This is a genomic window from Streptomyces sp. NPDC048211 (assembly GCF_043202315.1).
In the GTDB taxonomy this organism is placed as follows: domain Bacteria; phylum Actinomycetota; class Actinomycetes; order Streptomycetales; family Streptomycetaceae; genus Streptomyces.
Genome location: NZ_JBIDAD010000014.1, coordinates 108,755 through 132,293, shown reverse-complemented (window position 1 = coordinate 132,293; position 23,539 = coordinate 108,755). Strand labels below are relative to the sequence as shown.

Annotated in this window: 15 protein-coding genes and 1 riboswitch; of the genes, 5 read left to right on the top strand and 10 right to left on the bottom strand. The window is 72.1% G+C overall.

What is annotated here, in order from left to right; genetic code table 11:
- Positions 1-42 precede the first annotated feature (42 nt).
- Together ACGFZA_RS36460 and ACGFZA_RS36455 are read left to right on the top strand one after the other, a co-directional pair.
- Complete coding sequence (locus ACGFZA_RS36460; protein WP_393684856.1) at positions 43-1,032, top strand: trypsin-like serine peptidase; 990 nt, start codon at positions 43-45, stop codon at positions 1,030-1,032.
- Positions 1,022-5,875, top strand: a complete 4,854-nt coding sequence (locus ACGFZA_RS36455) for a trypsin-like peptidase domain-containing protein (RefSeq protein WP_393684854.1) — start codon at positions 1,022-1,024, stop codon at positions 5,873-5,875. The genes ACGFZA_RS36460 and ACGFZA_RS36455 overlap by 11 nt, the downstream gene beginning before the upstream one ends.
- A 141-nt stretch (positions 5,876-6,016) precedes the next feature.
- On the opposite strand, the gene ACGFZA_RS36450 is transcribed toward ACGFZA_RS36455, so the two are convergent.
- The 4 genes from ACGFZA_RS36450 to ACGFZA_RS36435 form a co-directional block, all read right to left on the bottom strand.
- A complete protein-coding gene (locus ACGFZA_RS36450; protein ID WP_385279934.1) occupies positions 6,017-6,667 on the bottom strand; it encodes a thymidine kinase in 651 nt (216 codons plus the stop codon).
- Positions 6,668-6,723: 56 nt separating this feature from the next.
- Positions 6,724-7,911, bottom strand: a complete 1,188-nt coding sequence (locus ACGFZA_RS36445) for an alkaline phosphatase family protein (RefSeq protein ID WP_393684851.1) — start codon at positions 7,909-7,911, stop codon at positions 6,724-6,726.
- Positions 7,911-8,507 carry a DUF5998 family protein gene (locus ACGFZA_RS36440; RefSeq protein ID WP_385279928.1) on the bottom strand — a complete coding sequence of 199 codons (597 nt, stop codon included), beginning with the start codon at positions 8,505-8,507 and terminating at the stop codon, positions 7,911-7,913. The genes ACGFZA_RS36445 and ACGFZA_RS36440 overlap by 1 nt, the downstream gene beginning before the upstream one ends.
- Positions 8,508-8,587: 80 nt before the next feature.
- On the bottom strand, positions 8,588-11,476 hold the full coding sequence (locus tag ACGFZA_RS36435; protein WP_393684848.1) for a GNAT family N-acetyltransferase: 2,889 nt from the start codon (positions 11,474-11,476) through the stop codon (positions 8,588-8,590).
- A 173-nt stretch (positions 11,477-11,649) separates the two neighbouring features.
- On the opposite strand from ACGFZA_RS36435, the gene ACGFZA_RS36430 reads away from it, so the two are divergent.
- Positions 11,650-11,931 carry an HPr family phosphocarrier protein gene (locus tag ACGFZA_RS36430; protein ID WP_385279923.1) on the top strand — a complete coding sequence of 94 codons (282 nt, stop codon included), beginning with the start codon at positions 11,650-11,652 and terminating at the stop codon, positions 11,929-11,931.
- Positions 11,932-12,134: 203 nt separating this feature from the next.
- Here the strand turns inward: ACGFZA_RS36430 and ACGFZA_RS36425 are convergent, their stop codons facing one another.
- The 4 genes from ACGFZA_RS36425 to ACGFZA_RS36410 form a co-directional block, all read right to left on the bottom strand.
- Positions 12,135-12,848 carry a GntR family transcriptional regulator gene (locus tag ACGFZA_RS36425; RefSeq protein ID WP_385279921.1) on the bottom strand — a complete coding sequence of 238 codons (714 nt, stop codon included), beginning with the start codon at positions 12,846-12,848 and terminating at the stop codon, positions 12,135-12,137.
- Between the two features lie 229 nt (positions 12,849-13,077).
- On the bottom strand, positions 13,078-13,893 hold the full coding sequence (locus ACGFZA_RS36420) for a M23 family metallopeptidase (RefSeq protein WP_393684845.1): 816 nt from the start codon (positions 13,891-13,893) through the stop codon (positions 13,078-13,080).
- A 13-nt stretch (positions 13,894-13,906) separates the two neighbouring features.
- Positions 13,907-14,074, bottom strand: a riboswitch (cyclic di-AMP (ydaO/yuaA leader).
- Positions 14,075-14,288: 214 nt separating this feature from the next.
- Complete coding sequence (locus tag ACGFZA_RS36415; protein WP_393684891.1) at positions 14,289-15,671, bottom strand: M16 family metallopeptidase; 1,383 nt, start codon at positions 15,669-15,671, stop codon at positions 14,289-14,291.
- Between the two features lie 26 nt (positions 15,672-15,697).
- Positions 15,698-17,071, bottom strand: a complete 1,374-nt coding sequence (locus tag ACGFZA_RS36410) for a M16 family metallopeptidase (protein ID WP_385279916.1) — start codon at positions 17,069-17,071, stop codon at positions 15,698-15,700.
- Between the two features lie 247 nt (positions 17,072-17,318).
- Here ACGFZA_RS36410 and ACGFZA_RS36405 point away from each other — a divergent pair, with 247 nt between their 5' ends.
- Positions 17,319-19,769, top strand: coding sequence for a DNA topoisomerase (ATP-hydrolyzing) subunit A (locus ACGFZA_RS36405; protein ID WP_385279913.1), 2,451 nt, complete (start codon positions 17,319-17,321; stop codon positions 19,767-19,769).
- Positions 19,770-19,794: 25 nt separating this feature from the next.
- Here ACGFZA_RS36405 and ACGFZA_RS36400 read toward each other — a convergent pair whose 3' ends face one another.
- Complete coding sequence (locus tag ACGFZA_RS36400) at positions 19,795-20,943, bottom strand: CobW family GTP-binding protein (protein WP_393684842.1); 1,149 nt, start codon at positions 20,941-20,943, stop codon at positions 19,795-19,797.
- Between the two features lie 19 nt (positions 20,944-20,962).
- Positions 20,963-22,123 carry a citrate synthase gene (locus tag ACGFZA_RS36395; RefSeq protein ID WP_385279907.1) on the bottom strand — a complete coding sequence of 387 codons (1,161 nt, stop codon included), beginning with the start codon at positions 22,121-22,123 and terminating at the stop codon, positions 20,963-20,965.
- A gap of 106 nt (positions 22,124-22,229) precedes the next feature.
- Between ACGFZA_RS36395 and ACGFZA_RS36390 the strand changes: the two genes are divergently transcribed.
- Positions 22,230-23,531 carry a citrate/2-methylcitrate synthase gene (locus ACGFZA_RS36390; RefSeq protein ID WP_393684839.1) on the top strand — a complete coding sequence of 434 codons (1,302 nt, stop codon included), beginning with the start codon at positions 22,230-22,232 and terminating at the stop codon, positions 23,529-23,531.
- Positions 23,532-23,539 lie beyond the last annotated feature (8 nt).

Genomic DNA, 23,539 nt, shown 5'->3' with positions numbered 1-23,539 from the left:
GTCCCACGACCGAAGCGGGGTGCCCCTTTGGACTACCGGCAGTTGTTCTCCGAAAACGAGGTCAGGCAGGAGTTCCTCGACCGCTTCGACGAGATCGCGGCGGGCGCCACCGCCCTCGGCGGAGTCGAGAGTATCGACGGGGGTCTCACGGTCGACCGGGCCGCAGCGGCCGCGCAGCGCATGGCCGAAGGCCTGTGGGTGCCGGACGGCTCCGGCCTGGAGGCGATCATCGAGCGCTTCACCCGCCCCGTGCACCTGGTGCAGAGGTCCACGTTCACGCTGCCGCCGGACGGCAGGGCGACCAGCAAGCATGTGACCGCACAGGTCGAGCGCGCCCGTCGGCCCCTGGAGAGGGCGATTCCGAGCGTCGGCCGTATCGAGCTGCGCAACCACGCCATGACGTGGGCGGGCACCGGCTGGATGGTGGGGCCGCGGCTCGCCGTGACCAACCGTCACGTCGCCGAGCTGTTCGCGCTGGAGTCGAAGGCTGGGCCGGGCACGGCATTCGCCCTCCGGCGGTCCTGGACCGGCAAGTCCATCCGGCCCAGCCTGGACTGGTATCAGGAGTACCAGCGGCCGGAGGAGTCCCGGTTCCGGGTCACCGAGGTCCTCTGGATCGAACCGGACGGCAGCCACGACGTGGCCCTGCTGCGGGTCGATCCGCGCGGCGAGGACGGTGAGGCGCTGCCTCCTCCCCTCGGCCTCGACACGTCCGGCGCGCGTGCGGGCCGTTGGGTCGCCGTGATCGGCTATCCCGGGCGGGACTCCCGTGCCGATGACTCCGACCGGGAGCGGATCTTCGACGGCGTGTACGACTGCAAGCGGCTGGCCGCGGGCCGGCTCACCGCGGTCGAGGGGCAGCGCGTCGTGCATCACGACGCCACCACGCTCGGCGGCAACTCCGGCTCCGCCGTCGTCGACCTGGACTCGGGCAAGGCGGTCGCCCTGCACTTCGGTGGCACGGCCGGGCTCAGCAACGTGGCGGTGCACGCAGCGGCCCTGGCCGAGATCATTCGCACCCATGGCGGCTGAGCAGGCCGCTCGGCCCCGGACCGAGGTGGGTTCCGACACCGCAGATAAGGCCGCGTCCACTGCGGAGGACGCCCTCGCGGAGGCGGGTCTGCAGGCCATTACCCGGGCGGCGGCCGGCCTGATCGACCCGGTCGACCTCATCCAGGTTCTGCACGACATGATGAGCAGAGTCGCGCGGATCGAGGTCGCCGGCCGGACGGTGGGAACGGGTGTGCTGGTCGCGCCCGACGTGGTGCTGACGGCCGGCCACGTGCTGATCCCCCTGCTCGAATCGGGGCGGCTACCGGCTGCGCTGGAGGCCCGGTTCGACTTCGTGACGCCCGCAACCGCCGCACGGGCGGCGCCCCATGAACGCGGTGTGCGGGCGCCGCTGACGGAGCTGCTCGCCCTCAGCCCGCCCACCGACTCCGAGCTGGCCTCCTCCCCCCTGTCCTGGGAGGCGCCGCCGGACCGCCTCGACTTCGCCCTGCTGCGTACGGGAAGCGGACCGGTACCGCCCGCGCCCGGTTCCCAGGGAGCCCGGGGGCACTACCGGCTCGAACCGAACGACTACGGCTTCCGCCACGCGAACCTGCTGTTCGTCGTCCACCACCCGCTCGGCGAGCCGGCACGGATCTCGTACACACTCGTCCCGGCCGAGATCAACTCCGCGGGCACGCGGATCCGCTACCGCGACGTCAACACGACACCCGGATCGTCCGGCGGCCCCGTCGTCGACCCCGGCGGGCGGCTCGTCGGCATCCACCACTACGCCGCCGGCGGGGTGAACCAGGGGATTCCCGCGTCCGCGATCGCCCGTGCGGTGGCGGGCGGTCCGCATGCCTGGGTGCTCGATCCCCCGGCCCCGGCTCCCCCTCGCCCGCACCCCGCAGCGCCCTCCATCATGCTGAGCTGGGTGCCCGGGGACCGGCCCTGGGCCGAGCTCGTCCACGATGTCCTGGCCGCATCGGGGCACGACGTCCTGATGGGTCCGGCCGCGGGCCGGCCGGGCAGCCGAACGGTCCGGGAGCATGTGGACGGCGGCGGCAAGGTGCTCGCCTTCGTGAGTCCCGCCTATCTCGCCGACCCCGCCATGACGGACGAGCGCGATCACATCGTCCATGACTTCGACCACGCCGGCGCCCACGACCGGCTCCTTCCCGTACTGGTCGACGGCGAGCCTTCGGGAAGCCTGGCTCTGCTGTCGCCGGTGGACCTGCGCGACGTGGCGGACGGTCGCGACCACCCGGACGGGGCCACCGTGCACCAGCGGCTCACCGCCGCCCTCGCGGCCTCCCCGGCCGCCACGGCCGCTCCCCCTGCCCCCGTCTCCCGGTACTCCGCCCTCGGTTTCCGCCCCGGAGACCCCCTGCCCCGGCTGCGTCTGCTCAGCAAGCGCGCGCGGGAAGCCGCGGGCACGGTGTCGGGGACGGTGTTCACCGACGTCCGGGAAAGCCAGTTCGCCGCCGGTCTCTATGTCACCCGTGACCTGGAGGGGGAACTGCTGGAGAGGCTGGACACCGATCCGGCCGACCCGGTCGTGGTCGTGGGCGAGGCGGGATGCGGCAAGACGAGCATCCTCTGGAGCCTTGCACGGCGCCGGTGCGGGACGTCGGGCGAGGAGGTCTTCTTCCTCAGGGCGACCTGGCTCGTCGCCGGCACCTCCGGAGGCATCAAGGTCGACCCCGGGATGCTGGTCGAAGCGATCCGGCGGGCGCGCGACGACGCGAGGACCGTGACCGTCCTGATCGACACCGTCGACGTGCTGGTCAACAACGACGACGACTGGGAGCAGTTGGTCACGACCGTCCATGCCGCGCGCGAGGCGGGGGCCGCCGTCGCGATGACGTCGAGGGTGGCCGAGGCGGGCGAGCTCCCGCCGGAATGGCGACGGCTGTCCCTGGGGGACTACCGCGCCGACGCCGGAGAAGGACCGTACGCCACGAGCGAGTTCGAGCGTGCCGTCCTCGCCCACAGCCGGTTCTTCACCAGCGACCCCCAGCTGCGGGAGGACCTGATCAGCAGAATGCTGGCGGTCGTCGCGCGGGACATCTCCCTGCACCCCCTGTGCCTGCGCCCGTTGACCCTGCGCATGCTGTTCGAGATCTACACACCGGGCCAGGTCCCCGATGTCGTCGACACCACCGGCCTGTACGAAACGTACTGGGAGCAACGGGTGGCTCGCGACCGCCGCTCATGGGAGCCCACGGCCGCCGGTTCCCCTCAGGACCGCGACCTCGGCGAGACAGCCGTGGCACTCGCGCTGGAGATGCTGCGGACAGGCCGCCCCGAGGCGTCGGTGGACCGGGTCCGGCTACCGGCCTCCCTCACCGCCGCGCGGCTGAGGGAGGAGGTGGCGCTTCTGGAGACACGCGGGGTCGGCCACTTCGCGGGCGGCGTTTTCCAGTTCTTCCACCAGACGTTCTTCGAGTACGCCGCGAGCCGCGCCCTGGTCCACGGCCGTGGTGCCGCCGGGCTCGGCGCGCTCGTCGAACAGCTGCAGGTCCCGGAGGGCGAGGACTACTTCCTGCTCGCGGTGCTGGAGCAGGCCTGGCTGTGCGCGGACCGGACGCAGGAGGCCGCGGACGCCGCGTCGGCCATGGTCGAGAGGCTGCTGAAGACCATCGCAGGCGACCTCGACGGCGGCCTCGCCACCATCCGGTACGGCCTGCGCCGCGCCGTGCTGTCGGCCTGCGCCCAGAGTTCCCTGCTGACCCCCGCCATGCTGCCCGATCTGCTGCGCATCCTCGGCTCCCCGGGGCTGGCGCTGCCGTCCCTCCGGCAGTTCCTCGAACTGCTGCCCTCTCCCGGACGCCCGTACGCCCCCCGGGATTCCGCCTGTCTGAAGGCCGCCGCGGCCCGGGACGACCACGCCTGGCTCGCGGTACTGGAGGTTCTCGGCCGGCTGCTGCCCCGCGACCCCGGCCAGGTCGTCAGCACCGTGGTCGCCTCGGGGCTGGTGGAACGGGCCGTCGAGGGCGGACACGAGCTCACCTCGCGCGGTGAGCTCTCCGCCTTCCTCGTCGGTCTCCTGCCCGTACGAGCCCCCGAGGCCTTCCCTCTCGTCAGGTCCGTGGCCCGCGCCGCCCTGGCCGCCGAGAGATACCCGTACGTGGCCGACATCCTGACGAGAATGGCCGAGCTGAGCCCGGTGCACGGAGAGCCGCGGCAATGGGCCGACTGGGCGGACGAACTGCTCGGAGACCTCACCGTCGCCTCGTCCGCGCTCATCAAGGCGCACACCTCCGTCCAACTGCCGTATCTACGCGGCCTTCCCTACGGTGAGCTGGTCGACCGGCTCACCGCCCTGGCGCCGCGGTTGGCGGCCGACCGCCCGACGACGGCCGACCGCTCGATGCTGGGCGCCCTCCTGACCGCCGCGGCGGACATCTGTCCGGCGGACGCCGATCCGGCCCCCCTCATCGGCCTCCTCGTCCGGATCACCCGCAGGGAGCAGATCGCGGACCTCTCCCGCGGCTCCTTCATCCGCCTCCTGGACTCCGAGACCCCCGTCGGCCGTGCCGCGCGCGACCTCGCCGTCGACTGGCTCGTGGAGGGGATGCCGATCGCCGAACGGGGAGGGCGCGACGCCGATATCCGTGCCAAGGTCGCCCGTACAGCCCTCGAACAACTCGACCTCCCGCCGCACCGGATCGCCGACATGGCAGGCCGCGCCGGCACGCGGTGGCAGTCCGCCGACCGGACCGGCGTCCCCGTCTGGCGGTCCAGCGCGTGCCTGCTCCCGCTGCTGGTGCGCGGAGCGGCCGCCGGAATCCCCGAGGCCCTCGCGGCGCTCGGCGAACTCCCCGGCGGATTCGTCGTGACCCGGGCGGACGTCACGGCGTGGGTGGACCCGCACATGAGGCACGCCGAGCCCACGCAGGAGACGGAACTGCTCGTCGATGTGCTCCTGCGCATCGGCGAACTCCGGCACGCCAAGGAAATGCTGGTGAAGGGCGTGCCGTTCGACGACGCCGCCCTCCCCCGGCTCACTGCCTCGGCCGTCGACGCACTGCGGGCCTCCGTACCGCCCGTCCGCACCGACACGATGAGCCACGAGCTCCGTACAAGACTCAAAGCGCTGGCGGAACTACTCGTCGCCCTGTCGCACCGGGGCACGGCCCTGGACCTCTCCTGGGAGGAGCTGACCGGGTGGATCGACCGCATTCCGGAACCGCTGGCTACGGGATGGCTCATCCAGCTCGTCGGAGCCGGGCTCGAACAGAGGAGGTATCCGCCCGAGGACGCGCTGCGACTGCTGCGGGAGCAATGCGGCGCGGACGGCACGCTCGACACCGAGAGCGAACTGGGCCGGAAGGCCCACCTGTGGTGCGTGTGGTGGTACGCCGTCCACGGCTCCGCCGCGACCGTCCCCGAGGCACTCCGGCTCGCGTTCCACGAGCCCGTCGACGCCCAGTCCGTCATCCAGCTGTGCAATTACGCCTTCACCGACCTTCGCGGGACTCCCCTCACCCAGGAGGAGTTCACCGGCCTGCTGCTCGACGTCGGCCGGCTCGTACGGGCAAGCCCCCTCGGGTCGGCGCGCCGCAAGAACATCGCCCAGGCGTGGCGGGCAGCGATGTGGACCCGCGTTCCTGCCGGCGACACGGCGACACAGCTACGGATTCTGCGCGAACTCCCGCACCTGGAGGATGTGTTCGCACGCACACTCCTCCCGTGCATCCCCATGAACCGCACCCCCGAGCTGCGGGCCGCGCTCAGGGAGGTGGCGGGCCGGCCGGACCTCGGTCCGCGTCTGGAGGGGGCGGTGCACCACATCCTGGACCACAACCAGCGGCTCTCTTCGGAGGGCGGCTGGCCCGGCCTGTTCTCGGATCTGGCCGCAGCGGAGGCCGCCGGGTAGCGCTCCGGCCATCGCGGGATCAGGGTGCGGCTGGAGACCAGGGGCCCCGCAGACCGCCGCACGGGATCGGGGGGGTGCGGGTCGAGATCCGGGAGCTCCGCGCAGACCGTGGTTCACCGTGCGGCGGTCTGCGGACGCCCCTCAGCTGGAGGCCACCGGCAGGACGTCCGGCGAGAGCGCGCCGGCGCGGACGGAACCGCTCGTCATACGGCGCCGGTGGTGGCGGCGGCACAACACCTCGTAGCCGGTCTCCGCGGCGGGACTGCTCACGTCACCGACGACGACCTGCTCTCCTTCCACCACCATCTCGCCGCCCACCGTCCGGGCGTTGTGGGTGGCGCGGGCGCCGCACCAGCACAGGGCCTCCACCTGGAGGGCCTCTATGCGGTCGGCGAGCTCGATCAGCCGCTGGGAGCCGGGGAAGAGCTTGGTGCGGAAGTCCGTCGTGATGCCGAAGGCGAAGACGTCCAGACCCAGGTCGTCCACGACGCGGGCCAGCTGGTCGATCTGGTCCGGGGCGAGGAACTGCGCCTCGTCCACGATCACGTAGTCCACCCTGCCGCCCTGGGAGAGCTGGTCGACCAGGTGCGCGTACAGGTCCATCCCCTCGGACGCCTCGACCGCCTCCGTCACCAGGCCCAGCCGGGAGGACAGCTTCCCCTCCCCCGCCCGGTCGTCGCGGGTGAAGATCACGCCCTGGAGCCCTCGCGCCGACCGGTTGTGTCCGATCTGAAGGGCCAGCGTGCTCTTTCCGCAGTCCATCGTTCCGGAGAAGAACACAAGCTCGGGCATGAGGGGGAGAGCACCTTTCGGGACGGGCGTGGAGGGGGGGCGAGGGACAGGGAGGTCTAGGTGCGTACTTCGAGGAGCGGGACGAGCTGCTCGACGGGGGTCATCGAGCCGTGCATGCCGACCATCGCGGACTCGTGCGGCTCGTTGCGCGAGGCGGTGATCACCACGTCGTCGTGGGCCGCCGCGACCACGTCGCCGATCCGGCCCAGCACCCGCTCGTCGATCCGCGGGCCGAACCAGCCCGCCTCGACGGCCTCGTCGCGGCTCGCCACCCAGAACTGCTCGCCCAGCACCTCGCGCCACACGGTCAGCACATCGGCCTCGGCACCCGGGACCGCGTAGACATGGCGGGCGCGGCCCTCGCCGCCGAGCAGGGCCACACCGGCGCGCAGCTCCCAGTCCTCGTCGAAGTCGATCCTCGACTGTTCGTCGAACGGGATGTCGATCATTCCGTGGTCGGCCGTGATGTACAGCGCCGAGCGCGGCGGGAGCTGCTCGGCCAGGCGCCGGGCCAGGCCGTCGACGTACATCAGCTGACCGCGCCAGGCGTCGGAGTCGACACCGAAGCGGTGGCCCTTGCCGTCGACCTCGCTGTAGTACGTGTAGACCAGGGACCGGTCGCCGGCGGCCAGCCGCTCGGCGGCGACGTCCATCCGTTCCTCGCCGGTGAGCCGGCCCAGGAACGAGCCGCCGCTGAGCGCGACCTTGGTCAGCGGGGTCTGCTCGAAGGTGGGAGCGGAGACCTGGGCGGTACGCACTCCGGCCGCGTCGGCCCGCTGGAAGACGGTGGGGTACGGCTGCCAGACCTTCGGCGGTGTCCACGGCTTCCAGCGGAGCTGGTTCATCAGCTCGCCGGTCTCCGGGTTGCGGGCCGTGTAGCCGGGCAGGCCGTGCTCGCCCGGCGGCAGTCCGGTGCCGACCGAGGCCAGCGAGGTCGCGGTGGTGGCCGGGAATCCCGCGGTGACCGGCCGGCCGGTGCCTCCGCGCGAGGTGGGCAGGAGGGAGTACAGGAACGGCGCCTCGTCGGGGTGCGCCTTGATCTGCTCCCAGCCGAGGCCGTCGATCAGGAAGACGCAGTTGCGGTCGGCCGGGGTGAGCTCGGGGATCGCCGCGGTGAATCCGGGGACGCCCTGGCCCGCGACCAGGGTGGGGAGCAGGTCGGCGAGCGAGCCGCTGCCGTACTCCGGGACGGGAGCGGTGTCGACGGGCAGCAGGACCGGGTCCTGCCAGGCCGGCTGGACCATCAGCGGCCGGCCGCCGGGGTCACGGCCGTGGCCTCGGAGAGCGCCTGGGCGAAGGCGAGGGTCTGGCGCACGGTGTCGGGGCCGTCGCCGGCCTCGCTGACCCGCAGGCTCAGGTCGTCGGCGGTGGAGCTGCCGGTGTAGCCGTGATCGGCTTCGCAGTTGGGATCGCCGCAGGCGGCGGGCTCCAGGTCGATCCGGGAGACGGCGCCCCAGCCGATGGTCAGGACGACCTCGCGGGGCAGCGTGCCCGGGACGTACTTCTCCGGGTTGGCCACGACCCGGCTGACCACGACCGAGGAGATCCGGTCGAGCTTGACCGACTCGGTGGACGTGGTGGCGTAGGGCGTCGGGGAGCTGGTGTCGGCGTTCTGCTCGTCGGTGTGGCTGACGATGAAGCGGGTGTCCGTGAGGACCAGCACCGTGACGTGCCTGCGCACCTCGTTGGAGTCGAAGGTCGTCTCCTGGTGCACCAGGTACGAAGCGACCGGCTCACCGCCCACGGCGGCCTCCACCGCCTCGGCCACGAGGGCCGGGTAGTAGCCGCTGCGCTCGATCGCCGCGCGCAGCCCCTGGGTCGTCGTACCGGTCTTAGCCATACGCACCATCCTACGGGGGGCTGATGGCTGCCGGGGACGGTCCCGTCGCCGCTGACGGACGGGGCCCGGGGCGGAGCGGGTCAGTAGTTGGAGAGCCGGCGGGGGCCGAGGTCGGTACGGGCCGGGGGCGGCGAGAGGCGGACGCTCGCCCCGAGGACGGTCAGCCCGTGGGTGGCGACCACGACCGGTTCCAAGGCGATGGAGACCACCTCGGGGCAGTCGTCGACCAGCCGCGAGACCCGCAGCAGCAGCTCCTCCAGCGCGGCGGTGTCCACGGGCGCCGAGCCGCGCCAGCCGAAGAGGACCGGGGCCGCCCGGATGGACCGGATCAGCTCGGCGGCGTCGCGGTCGGTGGCGGGTACCAGGCGGTGCGCGGTGTCGCCGAGGAGTTCGGAGGGCGCGCCCGCCAGGCCGAAGGAGAGGACGGCGCCGGCCGCCGGGTCGATGGATGCCCGCACGACGGTGTCGACACCGCGGGGGGCCATCGACTGCACGACGGGCCGGAGCTCGGCGGGCTTGCCGAGCAGGTCGGTGAGTTCGCCGTAGGCGCGGCGCAGCGCGGCTTCGCCGTCGAGGTCCAGGCGGACTCCGCCGAGGTCGGCCCGGTGGCGCAGATGGGGCGCGGTGGTCTTCAGCGCCACGGGGTAGCCGAGTCGGGCGGCCGCCGCCACTGCCTCCTCGGGACCGGGGGCCGGGAGGGTGGGCCGGACGGTGATGCCGTAGCAGGCGAGGAGCGCGCGGGCCTCGTCGTGTTCCAGGGGCCTGCCGCGCGGATCGGGGTCCGGACCGAGCAGGGTGTCGATGAGCGCGGCCGCGGCCGGCTCGTCGATGGTGTCGTCGAGGAACTCGGGCACCTTTCCGGGCACGGAGGCCTGGCGTCGCCACTGGGCGTACCGCACGGCTTCGGCGAGTGCCCGGACCGCGCGTTCGGCGGCCGGGTAGGCGGGGATCCGGCCGACGGCACGGGGGGCCGGGACTTCGGAGCCGGAGTCCACCGGGCCGGGGGCCGGGCCGGTGGCGGCTCCGGCAGGCCGGGAGCCGGACGTGGCCGGGGCCGGGCGCCCCGGTGTCGCCGTCGCCGGACGCTGCTGCGCCACCGTGCTGGTCGCGGCGGCCAGGGCTTCCGCCAGGCCGCCGATCTCCACGTGGACCACGGCCACCGGCTTGGCCGGTCCGGCGGCGGCTGCCGCGTGCAGCGCGGTGGCCAGGACCTCTCCGTCGCCCGACTCCGCCTCGCCGTTCTCCCCCACCCACGGGATCGCCGTCACGACGACCGCGTCGCAGCCGTCGTCGGCCAGCGCCCGGGCCAGCGCGTCCCTGAAGTCCTGCGGCGTGGCGGCCGTGGTGAGGTCGACGGGCGGGCGCGGGCGCAGGCCCTCGGCCAGGCAGGCGTCGTAGGTGAGCAGCCCGAGGGACTCCGAGTTGCCGAGGATCGCGACCCGCCCGCCGGCGGGGAGCGGCTGGTCGGCCAGGAGCAGGCCGGCGTCGACCATCTCGGTCACCGTGTCGACGCGGATCACGCCGGCCTGCCGCATCAGCGCGGAGACGGTCGCGTCCGGGATGCGGCTGACGGGGACCGCGTGGCCGGGCGGGGTGGAGCCGCTGTGCCGGGCGCCCTTCACAACGACCACCGGCTTCACGGCCGCGATCCGCCGGGCGAGGCGGGTGAACTTGCGGGGGTTGCCGAGCGACTCCAGGTACAGCAGGGCGACGTCGGTGTCCGGGTCCTCGTACCAGTACTGCAGGAAGTCGTTGCCGGAGATGTCGGCGCGGTTGCCGGCCGAGATGAAGGTGGAGAGCCCCGCGCCTCGCCGGTAGAGCCCGGAGAGCAGGGCGATGCCGATGGCGCCGGACTGGGTGAACAGGCCGATGCGCCCGGAGGCGGGCCGTTCGGGTGCGAGCGAGGCGTTGAGCCGGACGGCCTCGGAGTTGTTGATGATGCCGAAGGCGTTCGGGCCGATGATCCGCATGCCGTACGAGCGGGCCTGGCGCACGAGTTCGCGCTGGCGCTCGCGGCCCTCGGCGCCCCACTCGGCGTATCCGGCGGAGAGGACGACCAGGCCCTGGACGCCGTGTTCCCCGCAGTCCGCGACGGCCTCGGGCACGCGGTCGGCGGGTACGGCGACCACGGCGAGGTCGACGGGTTCGCCGATCTCGCCGAGGGAGCGGTGGGCGGGCACGCCGTCGATCGTGGTCTGTTCTGCGGCGAAGGCGCTGTTCACGGCGTAGGTGCGGCCGGTGAAGCCGGCGCCCAGGAGGTTGCGCAGGACCGTACGGCCCACGCCTCCGGGGGTGCGGCCCGCGCCGATGACGGCGACGGAGCCAGGGGCGAGCAGCCGCTGTACGGAGCGGGCCTCCGCCCGGTGTTCCCGGGCGCGCTGGACGGCCAGCGACTCGGCGGTCGGTTCGAGGTCCAGGGTGAGGTGGACGGAGCCGTCCTCGAAGCTGCGCTGCTGGGTGTACCCGGCGTCCCGGAACACCTTGATCATTTTGTTGTTGGCGGGCAGCACCTCGGCGGCGAAGCGCCGGATGCCGCGTTCGCGGGCGACGGCCGCGATGTGTTCGAGCAGGGCCGAGGCGACGCCGCGGCCCTGGTGGGCGTCCTGGACGAGGAAGGCGACCTCCGCCTCGTCGGCGGGCGCCGAGGCGGGCCTGCCCTGCGCGTTGATCCGGTCGTAGCGGACGGTCGCGATGAATTCGCCGCCCACCGTGACGGCCAGTCCCACCCGGTCGACGTAGTCGTGATGGGTGAAGCGGTGGACGTCCTTGGCGGAGAGCCGGGGGTAGGGCGCGAAGAAGCGGTAGTACTTCGACTCGTCGGAGACCTGCTCGTAGAAGCTGACCAGCCGGTCGGCATCGTCCGTGGTGATCGGCCTGATGCGGGCGGTGCCGCCGTCGCGGAGCACCACGTCCGCCTCCCAGTGATCGGGGTAGGCGTGATGCGGACTCTGCTCCGGAGAGGGCTGCATGGGCAAAGCCTACGGCTCCGTCAGCGGTCGCGTGGGGGCCGGGGCCGGGGCAGTCTGAGGGTGGCCGGGCGACGGTACCGCGCGGGCGGTGAAGGGCCCGCGGGTCGGCCGGAGCATCGCGCACTGCATGAGAGACTGGTCTAGACAACTATTGATTCGTGAAGGGCAGAACCATGGCTGAGCGCCGCGTCAACGTCGGTTGGGCCGAGGGCCTGCACGCCCGCCCCGCTTCCATCTTCGTCCGTGCCGCCACGGCTTCCGGCATCCCCGTGACCATCGCCAAGGTGGACGGCAACCCGGTGAACGCGGCCTCCATGCTCGCCGTGCTCGGGCTCGGCGCGCAGGGCGGCGAGGAGATCATCCTCGCGTCCGAGGCCGACAACGCCGAAGCCGCTCTGGACCGCCTGTCGAAGCTGGTCGCCGAGGGGCTCGACGAGCTCCCGGAGACCGTCTGATCCCCGACGGGTCACGACCGAGTCATTCCGCGAAAGAGCCGCGGCACCCCTCACCGGGAGCCGCGGCTCTTTCGTTTACGCGAACGCTCCCCGGTTCCCATGGGACGGGTCTGTTCATCAGTTCAGTCGGCGGCGATTCCGGCGATTCGGGCAGCAGAAAGATAGCCCTGCGGAATTCCTATTCTTTGTATACGGCGCAATTGTTAATGCCGGCCACTCGGCGTGTTTACGGCATGTTGCGAGGTCCTCACCCGGCCGGAGCGGGCCGCGACGGCGACGGCATCCGGGAGGCCGGGGCGGCGCAGCCGGTACGCGGCGGTGGCCCGCTCGGCGTGCTGGGCGGCCAGACTCCTCGCCCGCTCCGCGTCACCGCGCGCCACGGCGTCCACGATCGCCCCGTGCTCGGCCCACGAGTCGGCCGGCCGGGCCGGCTGCCCGACGACGTACATCCAGGCGGTCTTGTGCCGCAGCTGGGTGAGCATCGCGATCAGGCCAGGGCTGCCGGAGGCCTGCGCGAGTGTCTCGTGGAACCAGCCGCCCAGGGAGCGCAGGTCGTCGCCCTCCCCCTTGCGGGCGCGCTCCTGGCCGAGCCTGACCAGGCCGCGCAGCACCTTGAGGTGCGCGTCCGTGCGGCGGTGGGCGGCCCGGGCCGCACCGAGCGGCTCCAGGAGCATCCGGACCTCCAGGAGGTCGGCCGCCTCCAGTTCGGTGGGCTCGGCGACGCAGGCTCCGGCGTGCCTGCGGGTGACCACGAACCCCTCGGACTCCAGAGTGCGCAGCGCTTCCCGCACCGGGACGCGGGAGACCCCGTAACGGCGTGCGAGCACCTCCTCGGTGAGTCGGCTGCCGCGTTCGAAGACACCCGAGACGATGTCTTCACGGATTGCCGTGCATACCGAATGCGCCGGAATGCGCATGTCCGAACCTCCGCCTTAATCCCCGCGAAACGCGGCCGATCGACGCCTGTCCTGCGACTCTATTGCAATGCGGTCGCATTTCCGACGGCGGGTGGAAATTCATGAATATCTTTTGGTCACCCGGCGTTCGGGAACGGCCGGTGCGCAACCCGGTGGATCCGCGCGGCACCTGGACACGACGAAGGCCCCGGCGAGGTGCCGGGGCCTTCGCCGGATGTCTTCGGGCCGGTCAGACGGTGACGCCGTGGGCGCGCAGATAGGCGACCGGGTCCATGTCCGAACCGTACGAGGGCGTGGTGCGGGCCTCGAAGTGGAGGTGCGGGCCGGTCGAGTTGCCGGTGGAGCCGGAGAGGCCGATCTGCTGTCCGGCGCCGACGCTCTGGCCGACGGACACGCCGATCGAGGAGAGGTGGCCGTACTGGGTGTACGTGCCGTCGCTCATCCGCAGCACGATGTTGTTGCCGTACGCGCCGCCCCAGCCGGCCTCGACGACCGTGCCGGCGCCGACGGCGACGACGGAGCTGCCGGACGCGGCGTGGAAGTCGATGCCGGAGTGGCTGCCGGAGGACCAGAGCGAGCCGCTGGACTTGTAGCCGGTGCTCACGTACGAACCGGCGACGGGGAGCTGGAAGGAGCCGAGCCGGGTGCGCTCGGCGGAACGGGCTGCACGCGCCTTCGCCTCGCGGGCCTCCTCGGCGCGGGCGGCGGCCTTCGCCCTGGCCTTCGCCTCGGCCTCCGCCTTCTTCTTCGCCGCGGCCTTCTTCTTGGCCGCCGCCTCGGCCTTCTTCGCCGCGACGTCCGCCTGGTGCTGCTGGGCGTCCGCCTGTGCGTCGATCCGATCGGCGAGAACGCTCTCGATGGCGATGACCTGGGTGAGGCCGGTCTCACCGGCGGCGGGTGTCCCGGTGTCCGCGGCGAGGGCCGGGGAGGCCAGTCCGCCGATGACGCCGGTGGTGGCCAGAGCCGCGATGCCGACGGCCTTCGCGCCGGTACGCGTCAGGCGGCTCGGGGCACGGTGCTTCCCGGTGGCACGGGTGAACGCCATGAAGTGGCTGGTCCTTTCCTTCCTTCTCGCCTACCGGGTTAGCTGACGGGTTCGGAGCAGGAAGGTCTCCTACGGACCCCTCGGCCTCGTGCGAGGCGCGGGCGTCCGATTCACCCCAGGGACTGCGTGGGTCCCCGGCTCCCCAGGCTCGCGCCTGACGGGGACTCGGCGATGACTGCCCGGTACGTCACGGATGCGGCATACGAGTGGCGGACAGCCGGGCCGACGCTAGACGGGGGCACTTCCCCCCACCAAACGGACAGGCCGTTTTGTAGCGCATCCCACAGGGCAGACAGGCAACCTCTCCCCCAAAGCGGACATAAAGGAAGGCCCTGGCGGAGAACGCTTCGCCAGGGCCTTCCTTTTGCCCCGATATCGGGTGAAGTGGTCGGCCGTCAGCCGGTCACGACCGACACCTCACCGATGCCGAGCGCCCTGACCGGATCGGCGATCTGCGCGGCGTCGCCGACCAGCACCGTGACCAGCCGGTCCTGCGGGAAGGCGTTGACCACGGCCGCGGTCGCCTCGACCGTGCCGGTCTCCGCGAGGCGCGCGTACAGGTGCGCCTGGTAGTCATCCGGGAGATGCTGCTCGACCTGGTCGGCGAGGGTGCCCGCGACGGAGGCCGCCGTCTCGAACTTGAGCGGGGCGACACCCACCAGGTTCTGCACGGCCGTCTCACGCTCGGTGTCCGTCAGCCCTTCGGCCGCCAGGGTCCGCAGCACCTTCCACAGGTCCTCCAGCGCCGGGCCGGTGGACTCCGTGTCCACGGAACCGCTGATGGCGAGCATCGCGGCCCCCGTCGCCCCGGAGGCGGAGTCCGGGGCCGAGGAGCGCAGCACCTGGGCGAAGGCCCGCACGCCGTAGGTGTAGCCCTTCTCCTCGCGCAGCACCCGGTCGAGGCGGGAGGTGAGCGTGCCGCCCAGGCAGTACGTGCCGAGGACCTGCGCGGGCCAGACGCTGTCGTGCCGGTCGGCGCCGATGCGGCCGATCAGCAGCTGTGTCTGTACCGCGCCGGGGCGGTCCACGATCACCACGCGGCCCGTGTCGTCGGCGGTGATCGGCGGGACGGGCCGGGGCTCCGCGGTGTTGCCCGACCAGTCGCCGAGAGTGTCGGCGAGCAGGGCGTCCAGGTCGATTCCGGTGAGGTCGCCGACGACCACGGCGGTCGCGGTGGACGGCCGGACGTGGGCGTCGTAGAAGGCGCGCACGGCCGCCGAGTCGATCCGCTCCACGGTCTCCTGGGTGCCCAGGCGCGGCCGCGACATGCGGGCCGTGGCCGGGAAGAGCTCCTTGGAGAGCTGCTTGGCGGCGCGCCGGGCCGGATTGGCCTGCTCGTGCGGGATCTCGTCGAGGCGGTTGTTCACCAGCCGCTCGATCTCGCTGTCGGCGAAGGCCGGTGCCCGCAGCGCCTCGGCGACCAGGCCGAGCGCCTTGGCCAGCCGGGAGGCCGGGACCTCCAGGGAGACCCGGACGCCGGGATGGTCGGCGTGCGCGTCGAGCGTGGCGCCGCAGCGCTCCAGCTCGGCGGCGAACTCCTCGGCGCTCTGCTTGTCGGTGCCCTCGGACAGGGCGCGCGACATGATCGTGGCGACCCCGTCCAGGCCCTCGGGCTCGGCGTCCAGCGGAGCGTCGAGGAAGATCTCGACGGCGACGACCTGCTGGCCGGGGCGGTGGCAGCGCAGGACCGTGAGGCCGTTGGGCAGGGAGCCGCGCTCGGGGGCGGGGAAGGCCCAGGGCCTGGCCACGCCGGGGGCGGGCTGCGGGTGGTACTCCATCGAAACTCCAGTCGCGGCAGCGTCGCTCACTTGTCCGCTCCTTCGTGCGCGTCGGTGTCGGTGGCGGCGTCGTCTTCCGCCTCTTCGGACTCGGCCGACTCCACGGGCTCGTACACCAGCACCGCCCGGTTGTCGGGCCTCAGCTGGGCCTTGGCGGCCGCTCGGACCTCCTCCGCCGTGACGTCGAGCACCCGGTGCACGGCCGTCAGGGCGAGCTGCGGGTCACCGAACAGCACGGCGTACCGGCACAGTTCGTCGGCACGGCCCGCGACGGTGCCGAGACGGTCCAGCCACTCGCGCTCCAACTGTGCCTGAGCGCGCTCCATTTCCTCCGGCGTGGGGCCTTCCTCGGCGAACCGGGCCAGCTCCTCGTCGACCGCGGTCTCGATCTGAGCGACCTCGACACCGCCGGACGTCTTGACGTCCAGCCAGCCGAGCGAGGGCGCGCCCGCCAGCCGCAGCAGCCCGAAACCGGCCGCGACGGCCGTCCGGTCCCGGCGGACCAGGCGGTTGTGCAGCCGGGACGACTCGCCGCCGCCCAGCACCGTCAGCGCGAGGTCCGCGGCGTCGCACTCACGGGTGCCGTCGTGCGGCAGCCGGTAGGCGGCCATCAGCGCACGCGCCGGGACCTCCTCCCGGACCTCCTCGCGCAGCTGGTCCCCGATGACCTCGGGAAGCGCGCCGTCGCGCGGCGGCTGCTTGCCGTCGTGCGCGGGGATGGTGCCGAAGTACTTCTCGATCCAGGCGAGCGTCTGCTCGGGGTCGATGTCTCCGACGACGGAGAGCACCGCGTTGTTCGGCGCGTAGTACGTGCGGAAGAAGGTGCGCGCGTCTTCCAGTGTCGCGGCGTCCAGGTCGGCCATGGAGCCGATCGGGGTGTGGTGGTACGGGTGCCCCTCCGGGTAGGCGAGCGCCGTCAGCTTCTCGAACGCGGTGCCGTACGGGACGTTGTCGTAGCGCTGGCGGCGCTCGTTCTTGACGACGTCGCGCTGGTTCTCCATGGACTCCTCGTCGAGCGCGGCGAGCAGCGAGCCCATCCGGTCGGCCTCGAGCCACAGGGCCAGCTCCAGCTGGTGCGTCGGCATCGTCTCGAAGTAGTTGGTCCGCTCGAAGCTCGTGGTGCCGTTGAGGGAACCGCCGGCGCCCTGCACCAGCTCGAAGTGTCCGTTCCCCTTGACCTGGCCGGAGCCCTGGAACATCAGGTGCTCGAAGAGGTGAGCCAGACCCGTGCGTCCCTTGACCTCGTGGCGCGAACCGACGTCGTACCAGAGGCACACCGCGGCGACCGGGGTCAGATGGTCCTCGGAGAGCACCACGCGCAGGCCGTTGGCCAGACGGTGCTCGGTCGCTGTCAAGCCGCCGGAGCCGGCCTGGGCTGTGGCCGTGTGACCCATGGGCATGTACGTCCCTTCGATCGCGATACTGGATTTGGTGCGAGACCTGCCACTGTAAGCAAGCGCACCGACACCTGGCGAAGTTCCCGTGCCGCGAAAGTTCGCGGGAAAGAGCGTCCCGACCGCTTCGGGACGGGTGGAGAACCCCCTTTGGGACGGGTCGAGGTCCGGGTTGTCAGTGGGGCGGTCCACAATGGTGCGCGTCAGAACCTGAGGTTGCCCGAACAGAATCCGTGAAGGAGTCGCAGCAGCGATGGCCCGCCGCAGCACGAAGACCCCGCCGCCGGTCGACTTCGAGGAGAAGATCCTCGACATCGACGTCGTCGACGAAATGCAGGGCTCCTTCCTCGAGTACGCGTACTCGGTGATCTACTCACGGGCCCTGCCTGACGCCCGTGACGGCATGAAGCCCGTGCACCGCCGCATCGTCTACCAGATGAACGAGATGGGCCTGCGCCCGGACCGCGGTTTCGTGAAGTGCGCCCGCGTGGTCGGCGAGGTCATGGGTAAGTTGCACCCGCACGGAGACGCGTCGATCTACGACGCGCTGGTGCGGATGGCCCAGCCGTTCTCCATGCGGCTCCCCCTCGTCGACGGGCACGGGAACTTCGGCTCCCTCGGCAACGACGACCCGCCCGCCGCCATGCGGTACACCGAATGCCGGATGGCCGACGCGACGTCGTTGATGACGGAGTCGATCGACGAGGAGACCGTCGCCTTCCAGTCGAACTACGACGGGCAGGAGCAGGAGCCGGTCGTCCTCCCGGCCGCCTATCCGAACCTGCTGGTCAACGGCGCGACCGGGATCGCGGTCGGCATGGCGACCAACATGCCGCCGCACAACCTCGGCGAGGTCATCGCCGCCGCCCGGCATCTCATCAAGCATCCGGGCGCGGACCTGGAGACCCTGATGCGGTTCGTCCCCGGCCCCGACCTGCCGACCGGCGGGCGGATCGTGGGCCTCGGCGGCATCAAGGACGCCTACGCGGCCGGCCGCGGCTCGTTCAAGATCCGCTCCACCGTCGCCGTGGAGAACGTCACGGCGCGCCGCAAGGGCCTGGTCGTCACCGAACTGCCCTTCACGGTCGGCCCGGAGAAGGTGATCGCCAAGATCAAGGACCTGGTCTCGGCGAAGAAGCTCCAGGGCATCGCCGACGTCAAGGACCTCACCGACCGCTCGCACGGACTGCGCCTGGTCATCGAGATCAAGAACGGCTTCGTCCCCGAGGCCGTGCTGGAGCAGCTCTACAAGCTGACGCCGATGGAGGAGTCCTTCGGCATCAACAACGTGGCGCTGGTCGACGGACAGCCGCTCACGCTGGGGCTCAAGGAGCTCCTGGAGGTCTACCTCGACCACCGCTTCGACGTGGTGCGCCGGCGCAGCGAGTTCCGCCGGACCAAGCGCCGCAACCGGCTCCACCTGGTCGAGGGCCTCCTCGTCGCGCTGATCGACATCGACGAGGTCATCCGCCTCATCCGTTCCAGCGACAACTCGGCACAGGCCAAGGAGCGGCTCATCGAGCAGTTCTCGCTGAGCGAGATCCAGACCCAGTACATCCTGGACACCCCGCTGCGCCGGCTGACCCGGTTCGACCGGATCGAGCTGGAGAGCGAGCGCGACCGGCTCGACGCCGAGATCGCCGAGCTGACCGCGATCCTCGAATCGGACACCGAGCTGCGCAAGCTCGTCTCCACGGAACTGGCGCTGGTCGCGAAGAAGTTCGGCACCGACCGGCGCACGGTGCTGCTGGAGTCGGCCGGTTCGCAGGTCGCCTCGGTACCGCTGGAGGTGGCCGACGACCCGTGCCGGGTGCTGCTGTCCTCGACCGGTCTGCTGGCGCGTACGGCCAACGACGACCCGATCGTCTTCGCCGAGGACGCCAAGCGGGCCAAGCACGACGTGATCGTTTCGGCGGTGCCGGCCACGGCGCGCGGCGATGTCGGCGTGGTGACGTCCACCGGGCGGCTGCTGCGGCTCGCGGTGATCGATCTCCCGCAGCTGCCGGACACCCATACGGCGCCCAACCTGTCGGGCGGGGCCATGGTCGGCGAGTTCCTCACGCTGGAGGCGGACGAGGAGGTCGTCTGCCTGACCACACTCGACGAGTCCTCACCGGGGCTGGCGATCGGCACCCTGCAGGGCGTCGTGAAGCGCGTGGTGCCCGACTATCCCGCCAACAAGGACGAGCTGGAGGTCATCACCCTGAAGGACGGTGACCGGATCGTCGGTGCGGCGGAGCTGCGCACGGGTGAGGAGGACCTGGTCTTCATCACCTCGGACGCGCAGTTGCTGCGCTACCCGGCGGCGCAGGTGCGCCCGCAGGGCCGGCCGGCCGGCGGCATGGCGGGGGTCAAGCTCGCGGAGGGGGCGGAGGTGCTCTCGTTCGCCGCGGTGGATCCGGCGGTGGACGCCGTGGTGTTCACGGTCGCGGGTTCGCACGGCACGCTGGACGATTCGGTGCTGACGTGCAAGCTCACGCCGTTCGACCAGTATCCGCGCAAGGGCCGCGCCACTGGCGGGGTGCGTTGCCAGCGGTTCCTGAAGGGCGAGGACGTGCTGGTGTTCGGCTGGGCGGGTGCGACCCCGGCCCGGGCCGCGCAGAAGAACGGCACCCCGGCCACGCTGCCCGGGATCGATCCGCGGCGGGACGGCTCCGGCACTCCGCTGGAGAACCCGGTCGCGGTGATCGCCGGCCCCGTGTAGTCGGCAGACCCGGCGGCGGCGCGCCCTACGCGTCGTCGCCGGGCTGTTGCACGTACCGCAGGACGCCCCACATGGCTCGCTCGCGTGCGGCGTCCTGCGCCGTTTCCCGGTTCGGCTCGCCCGGCAGTCCGTCCGACGGCTCCTTCGACGGCTCCTCCGACGGCTTCTCCGAGGCGCGGCAGCCTTCGAGTTCCTTGCGTACGGCCCGGCCGTCGATACCGGAACCGATCAGTACCAGCCGGGTGAGCCGCGGCTCACCGCGCGTCCAGGCCCTGGGGACGAACCGCAGGAACCTGCCGACGGCGTGCACCGCGTACACGTGGTCCGCATCGCCGGACCCGAAGTCGACGTGGCCCTTGATCCGGTACAGGCCCCCGGGCCGGGAGTCGAGGAACTCCATCAGCCGGCGGGGGTCCATCGGCACGTCGGAGGCGAAGTCGACGCTCTCGTACGCCGTGTGCAGATGGGCCCCGTGTTCCTCGCCGGTCTCCCGCGCCCGCTCCTCCAGGTACAGGTCCTCGAAGGTGAGCTGGCGCGCCTTCTCCTCGCCGTCGGGCCGCAGCGCGGGATCGAACAGGAGCTCCGGGTCGATGCGTCCGTACGTGGCCGGGACGACGGCCGCCACGTTGCCGGTCGCGGCGACGGCCTCCCCGATGCGCGCCCGCTCCTCCTCACCGGCCCGGTCCGTCTTGTTCAGCACGACGAGGTCGGCGACGGCGAGATGGCGGTCGATCTCCGGGTGGCGCTCCCGGGTCGCGGCGAACTCGGCGGCGTCGACCACCTCGACCAGCCCCCCGTACACGATGTGCGGGTTGTCGCTGGCCAGGAGCATCCGTACGAGTTCCTGGGGTTCCGCGAGGCCGCTCGCCTCGATGACGATCACGTCGAGGCGGGCGGTGGGCCGGGTGAGCGTCTCCAGGTAGGTGTCCAGTTCGCTCGCGTCGACCGCGCAGCACAGACAGCCGCCGCCCAGCGAGACCGTCGAGCCGACCTGCCCGGAGACGGTCATGGCGTCGATCTCGATGGACCCGAAGTCGTTGACGATCACGCCGATGCGGTTTCCCGCCCGATGGCGCAGGAGGTGGTTGAGCAGCGTCGTCTTGCCGGATCCCAGGAATCCCGCGAGGACGATGACGGGGATCTGCCTGGTGCGGGGCGGGGGCGACGCGTTCAACGGGGGCCTTCCTGCGGTGTCACACGGCCGGGACCGGCTGGGGCGGGGGCGGACCGACATACCGGGCCGCCGGGCGGATGATCTTCGAGTCCTCCGCCTGCTCCAGGATATTGGCGCTCCAGCCGACGACCCGCGCCGCGCAGAAGGTCGGGGTGAACATCTCGCGCGGCAGCCCGCACAGCTCCATGACCACACCGGCGTAGAACTCCACGTTGGTGTGCAGTTCGCGCCCCGGCTTGAGCTCGGCGAGGATCGCCTCGACCTGGCGTTCGACCTCGACCGCGAAGTCCACGAGCGGGCCGCCGAAGCCCTGGGCGATGGACTTCAGCATGCGCGAACGCGGGTCCTCGGTGCGGTAGACCGGATGCCCGAAGCCCATGATCCGGTCGCCGGCGAGCACCCGCTCGCGGATCCAGCCGTCGATGCGGTCGGGGGTGCCGATGGCGTCCAGGGTGTCGAGGGCGCGGCTGGGGGCACCGCCGTGCAGGGGACCGGAGAGTGCGCCGACGGCGGCCACCAGGCAGGCGGCGATGTCCGCCCCGGTGGAGGCGACGACGCGGCCGGTGAAGGTCGAGGCGTTGAAACCGTGGTCGACGGTGGAGATCAGGTACTGCTCCACGGCCCTGACCCGGCCGGCGTCCGGTACGGAACCGGTGAGCATGTAGAGGTAGTTGGCCGCGTAGGGCAGGTCGGCACGCGGCTCCACCGGTTCGAGCCCCCGGCCGAGCCGGTGCAGCGCGGTCAGCACGGTGGGGACGGCGGCACACACGGTCAGGGCGTCGCCGCGTCGCCGCTCCGCATCGATGTCGTACACCGGCCGGAAGCCGGCCGAGGCACCGAGCAGGGAGAGTGCCGTACGCAGCCCCGCGAGCGGACCGGCCGCGGCGCCCGCCCGGGCTATGCCGGGCAGCGCGTCCCGGACCTCGGCGGGCAGCCGGCGCAGCCCTGCCGTGCGGGTGGCGAAGTCGGCGCGGGCGGCCGGGCCGGGCAGTTCACCCTCGGTCATCAGGTACCAGACGTCCTCGAAACTGCGGGTCTGCGCCAGTTCGATCGCCGAGTACTGACGGTAGTGGTAGAAGCCCTCGCGGCCCCGGACGTCTCCGAGGGCGGTATCGGTGACGACGACACCCGCGAGTCCCCGGGGGACGTCGAGCGGTGCGTCGGCGGTGGTGGTCGTCATTGCTTCCTCCATGGACATTCCGTCGCTGCTGATATTGATTCGACTGTCTATGCTTGACTTCAATTCTGTCAATGTTGATTGAATCAATATGGATACGGTGGACAGCATGACGGATCAAGCAGGCGAGGCCGGCCTCACCGAGCCCTTGGCGCAGCGGCTCACCACGCGGGAGACGGCCGAGCGCCTGGGCGTGAAGCCCGAGACGGTGTACGCGTACGTGAGCCGGGGCCAGCTCAGCAGCAACCGCGCCCCGGGCGGTCGCGGAAGCACGTTCGACGCGGCGGAGGTCGACGCCCTGGCGCGGCGTACGGGACGCAGGGAGCCGACCGCCCCGGCCGGGGCGCTGTCCTTCCCCACCGGCATCACGCTCATCGGGAGCGACCGGTTCTTCTTCCGTGGCGTCGACGCCACGGAGCTGGCGCGGCGCCACACGTACGAGGAGGTCGCGGAGTGGCTCTGGACCGGGGAGCTGCGGCCCGGCGTCCGCTTCACGGCGCCGGCCGAGGCGCTCACCGCGGCCCGCACGGCGGTCGGCGCGCTGCCGCCGCACTGCGGTTCCACGGACCGGCTGCGGGTGGCGGTGGTCGCGGCGGCCGCGGCCGATCCGCTGCGCTTCGACCTGTCGCGCGAGGCGGTGCTCGGCGGCGCCCGGAGCCTGATCCCGACGCTGGTCGCGGCGCTGCCGACGGCCGCGGAGGACGGTGGGGCGACGAACGGGGCCGCCGACGGCGGGGCTGCGCCGCCCCGCCTGGCACGTCAGCTGTGGCCGAAACTCACCGGCCGGGCGGGCGACGAGGCGTCACTGGCCGTCCTGGACACCGCACTGGGGCTGCTGATCGACCACGATCTGGCCGCCTCCACTCTGGCGGCCCGGGTCGCCGCCTCCGCCCGCGCCCATCCGTACGCCGTGGTCTCCGCAGGGCTCGGGGTGCTGGAGGGCCCTCTGCACGGAGCGGCGAGCGGGCTGGCCCACCGCATGCTGACGGAGGTCCTGGAGCGGGGCGGGGCCGCCCCGGTGGTCGCGGACCATCTGCGCACCGGACGCCGGGTACCGGGGCTCGGCCACCGGCTCTACTCCGGCGAGGACCCCCGGGCCCGCGCCCTCTTCGAGCTGCTCGCCGAGATCCCGCAGGCGGCACCCGCCCTGGCCGCCGCCCGTGACGTCGTCTCCACGACCGCCCGGCACACCCCGCTGCACGCCAACGTCGACCTGGCGCTCGCTGTGTTCTCCGTCTCCTCGGGCATGGCCGCGGAGGCGGGAGAGACGGTGTTCGCGATCTCCCGCACGGCGGGCTGGGTCGCCCACGCCCTGGAGGAGTACGGGGAGCGGCCGCTGCGGATGCGTCCCAGCGGGCAGTACACCGGCCCACAGCCTCCGCAGCCGCTGCCCGCCGCTGTACCGCAATAGACGATTGC

Coding starts and splice junctions, on each gene's coding strand:
- ACGFZA_RS36390 (WP_393684839.1), top strand. CDS start 22,230: ATGACGGATCAAGCAGGCGAGGCCGGCCTCACCGAGCCCTTGGCGCAG.
- ACGFZA_RS36415 (WP_393684891.1), bottom strand. CDS start 15,671: ATGGAGTACCACCCGCAGCCCGCCCCCGGCGTGGCCAGGCCCTGGGCC.
- ACGFZA_RS36455 (WP_393684854.1), top strand. CDS start 1,022: ATGGCGGCTGAGCAGGCCGCTCGGCCCCGGACCGAGGTGGGTTCCGAC.
- ACGFZA_RS36395 (WP_385279907.1), bottom strand. CDS start 22,123: ATGACGACCACCACCGCCGACGCACCGCTCGACGTCCCCCGGGGACTC.
- ACGFZA_RS36420 (WP_393684845.1), bottom strand. CDS start 13,893: ATGGCGTTCACCCGTGCCACCGGGAAGCACCGTGCCCCGAGCCGCCTG.
- ACGFZA_RS36430 (WP_385279923.1), top strand. CDS start 11,650: ATGGCTGAGCGCCGCGTCAACGTCGGTTGGGCCGAGGGCCTGCACGCC.
- ACGFZA_RS36405 (WP_385279913.1), top strand. CDS start 17,319: ATGGCCCGCCGCAGCACGAAGACCCCGCCGCCGGTCGACTTCGAGGAG.
- ACGFZA_RS36450 (WP_385279934.1), bottom strand. CDS start 6,667: ATGCCCGAGCTTGTGTTCTTCTCCGGAACGATGGACTGCGGAAAGAGC.
- ACGFZA_RS36435 (WP_393684848.1), bottom strand. CDS start 11,476: ATGCAGCCCTCTCCGGAGCAGAGTCCGCATCACGCCTACCCCGATCAC.
- ACGFZA_RS36410 (WP_385279916.1), bottom strand. CDS start 17,071: ATGCCCATGGGTCACACGGCCACAGCCCAGGCCGGCTCCGGCGGCTTG.
- ACGFZA_RS36440 (WP_385279928.1), bottom strand. CDS start 8,507: ATGGCTAAGACCGGTACGACGACCCAGGGGCTGCGCGCGGCGATCGAG.
- ACGFZA_RS36445 (WP_393684851.1), bottom strand. CDS start 7,911: ATGGTCCAGCCGGCCTGGCAGGACCCGGTCCTGCTGCCCGTCGACACC.
- ACGFZA_RS36425 (WP_385279921.1), bottom strand. CDS start 12,848: ATGCGCATTCCGGCGCATTCGGTATGCACGGCAATCCGTGAAGACATC.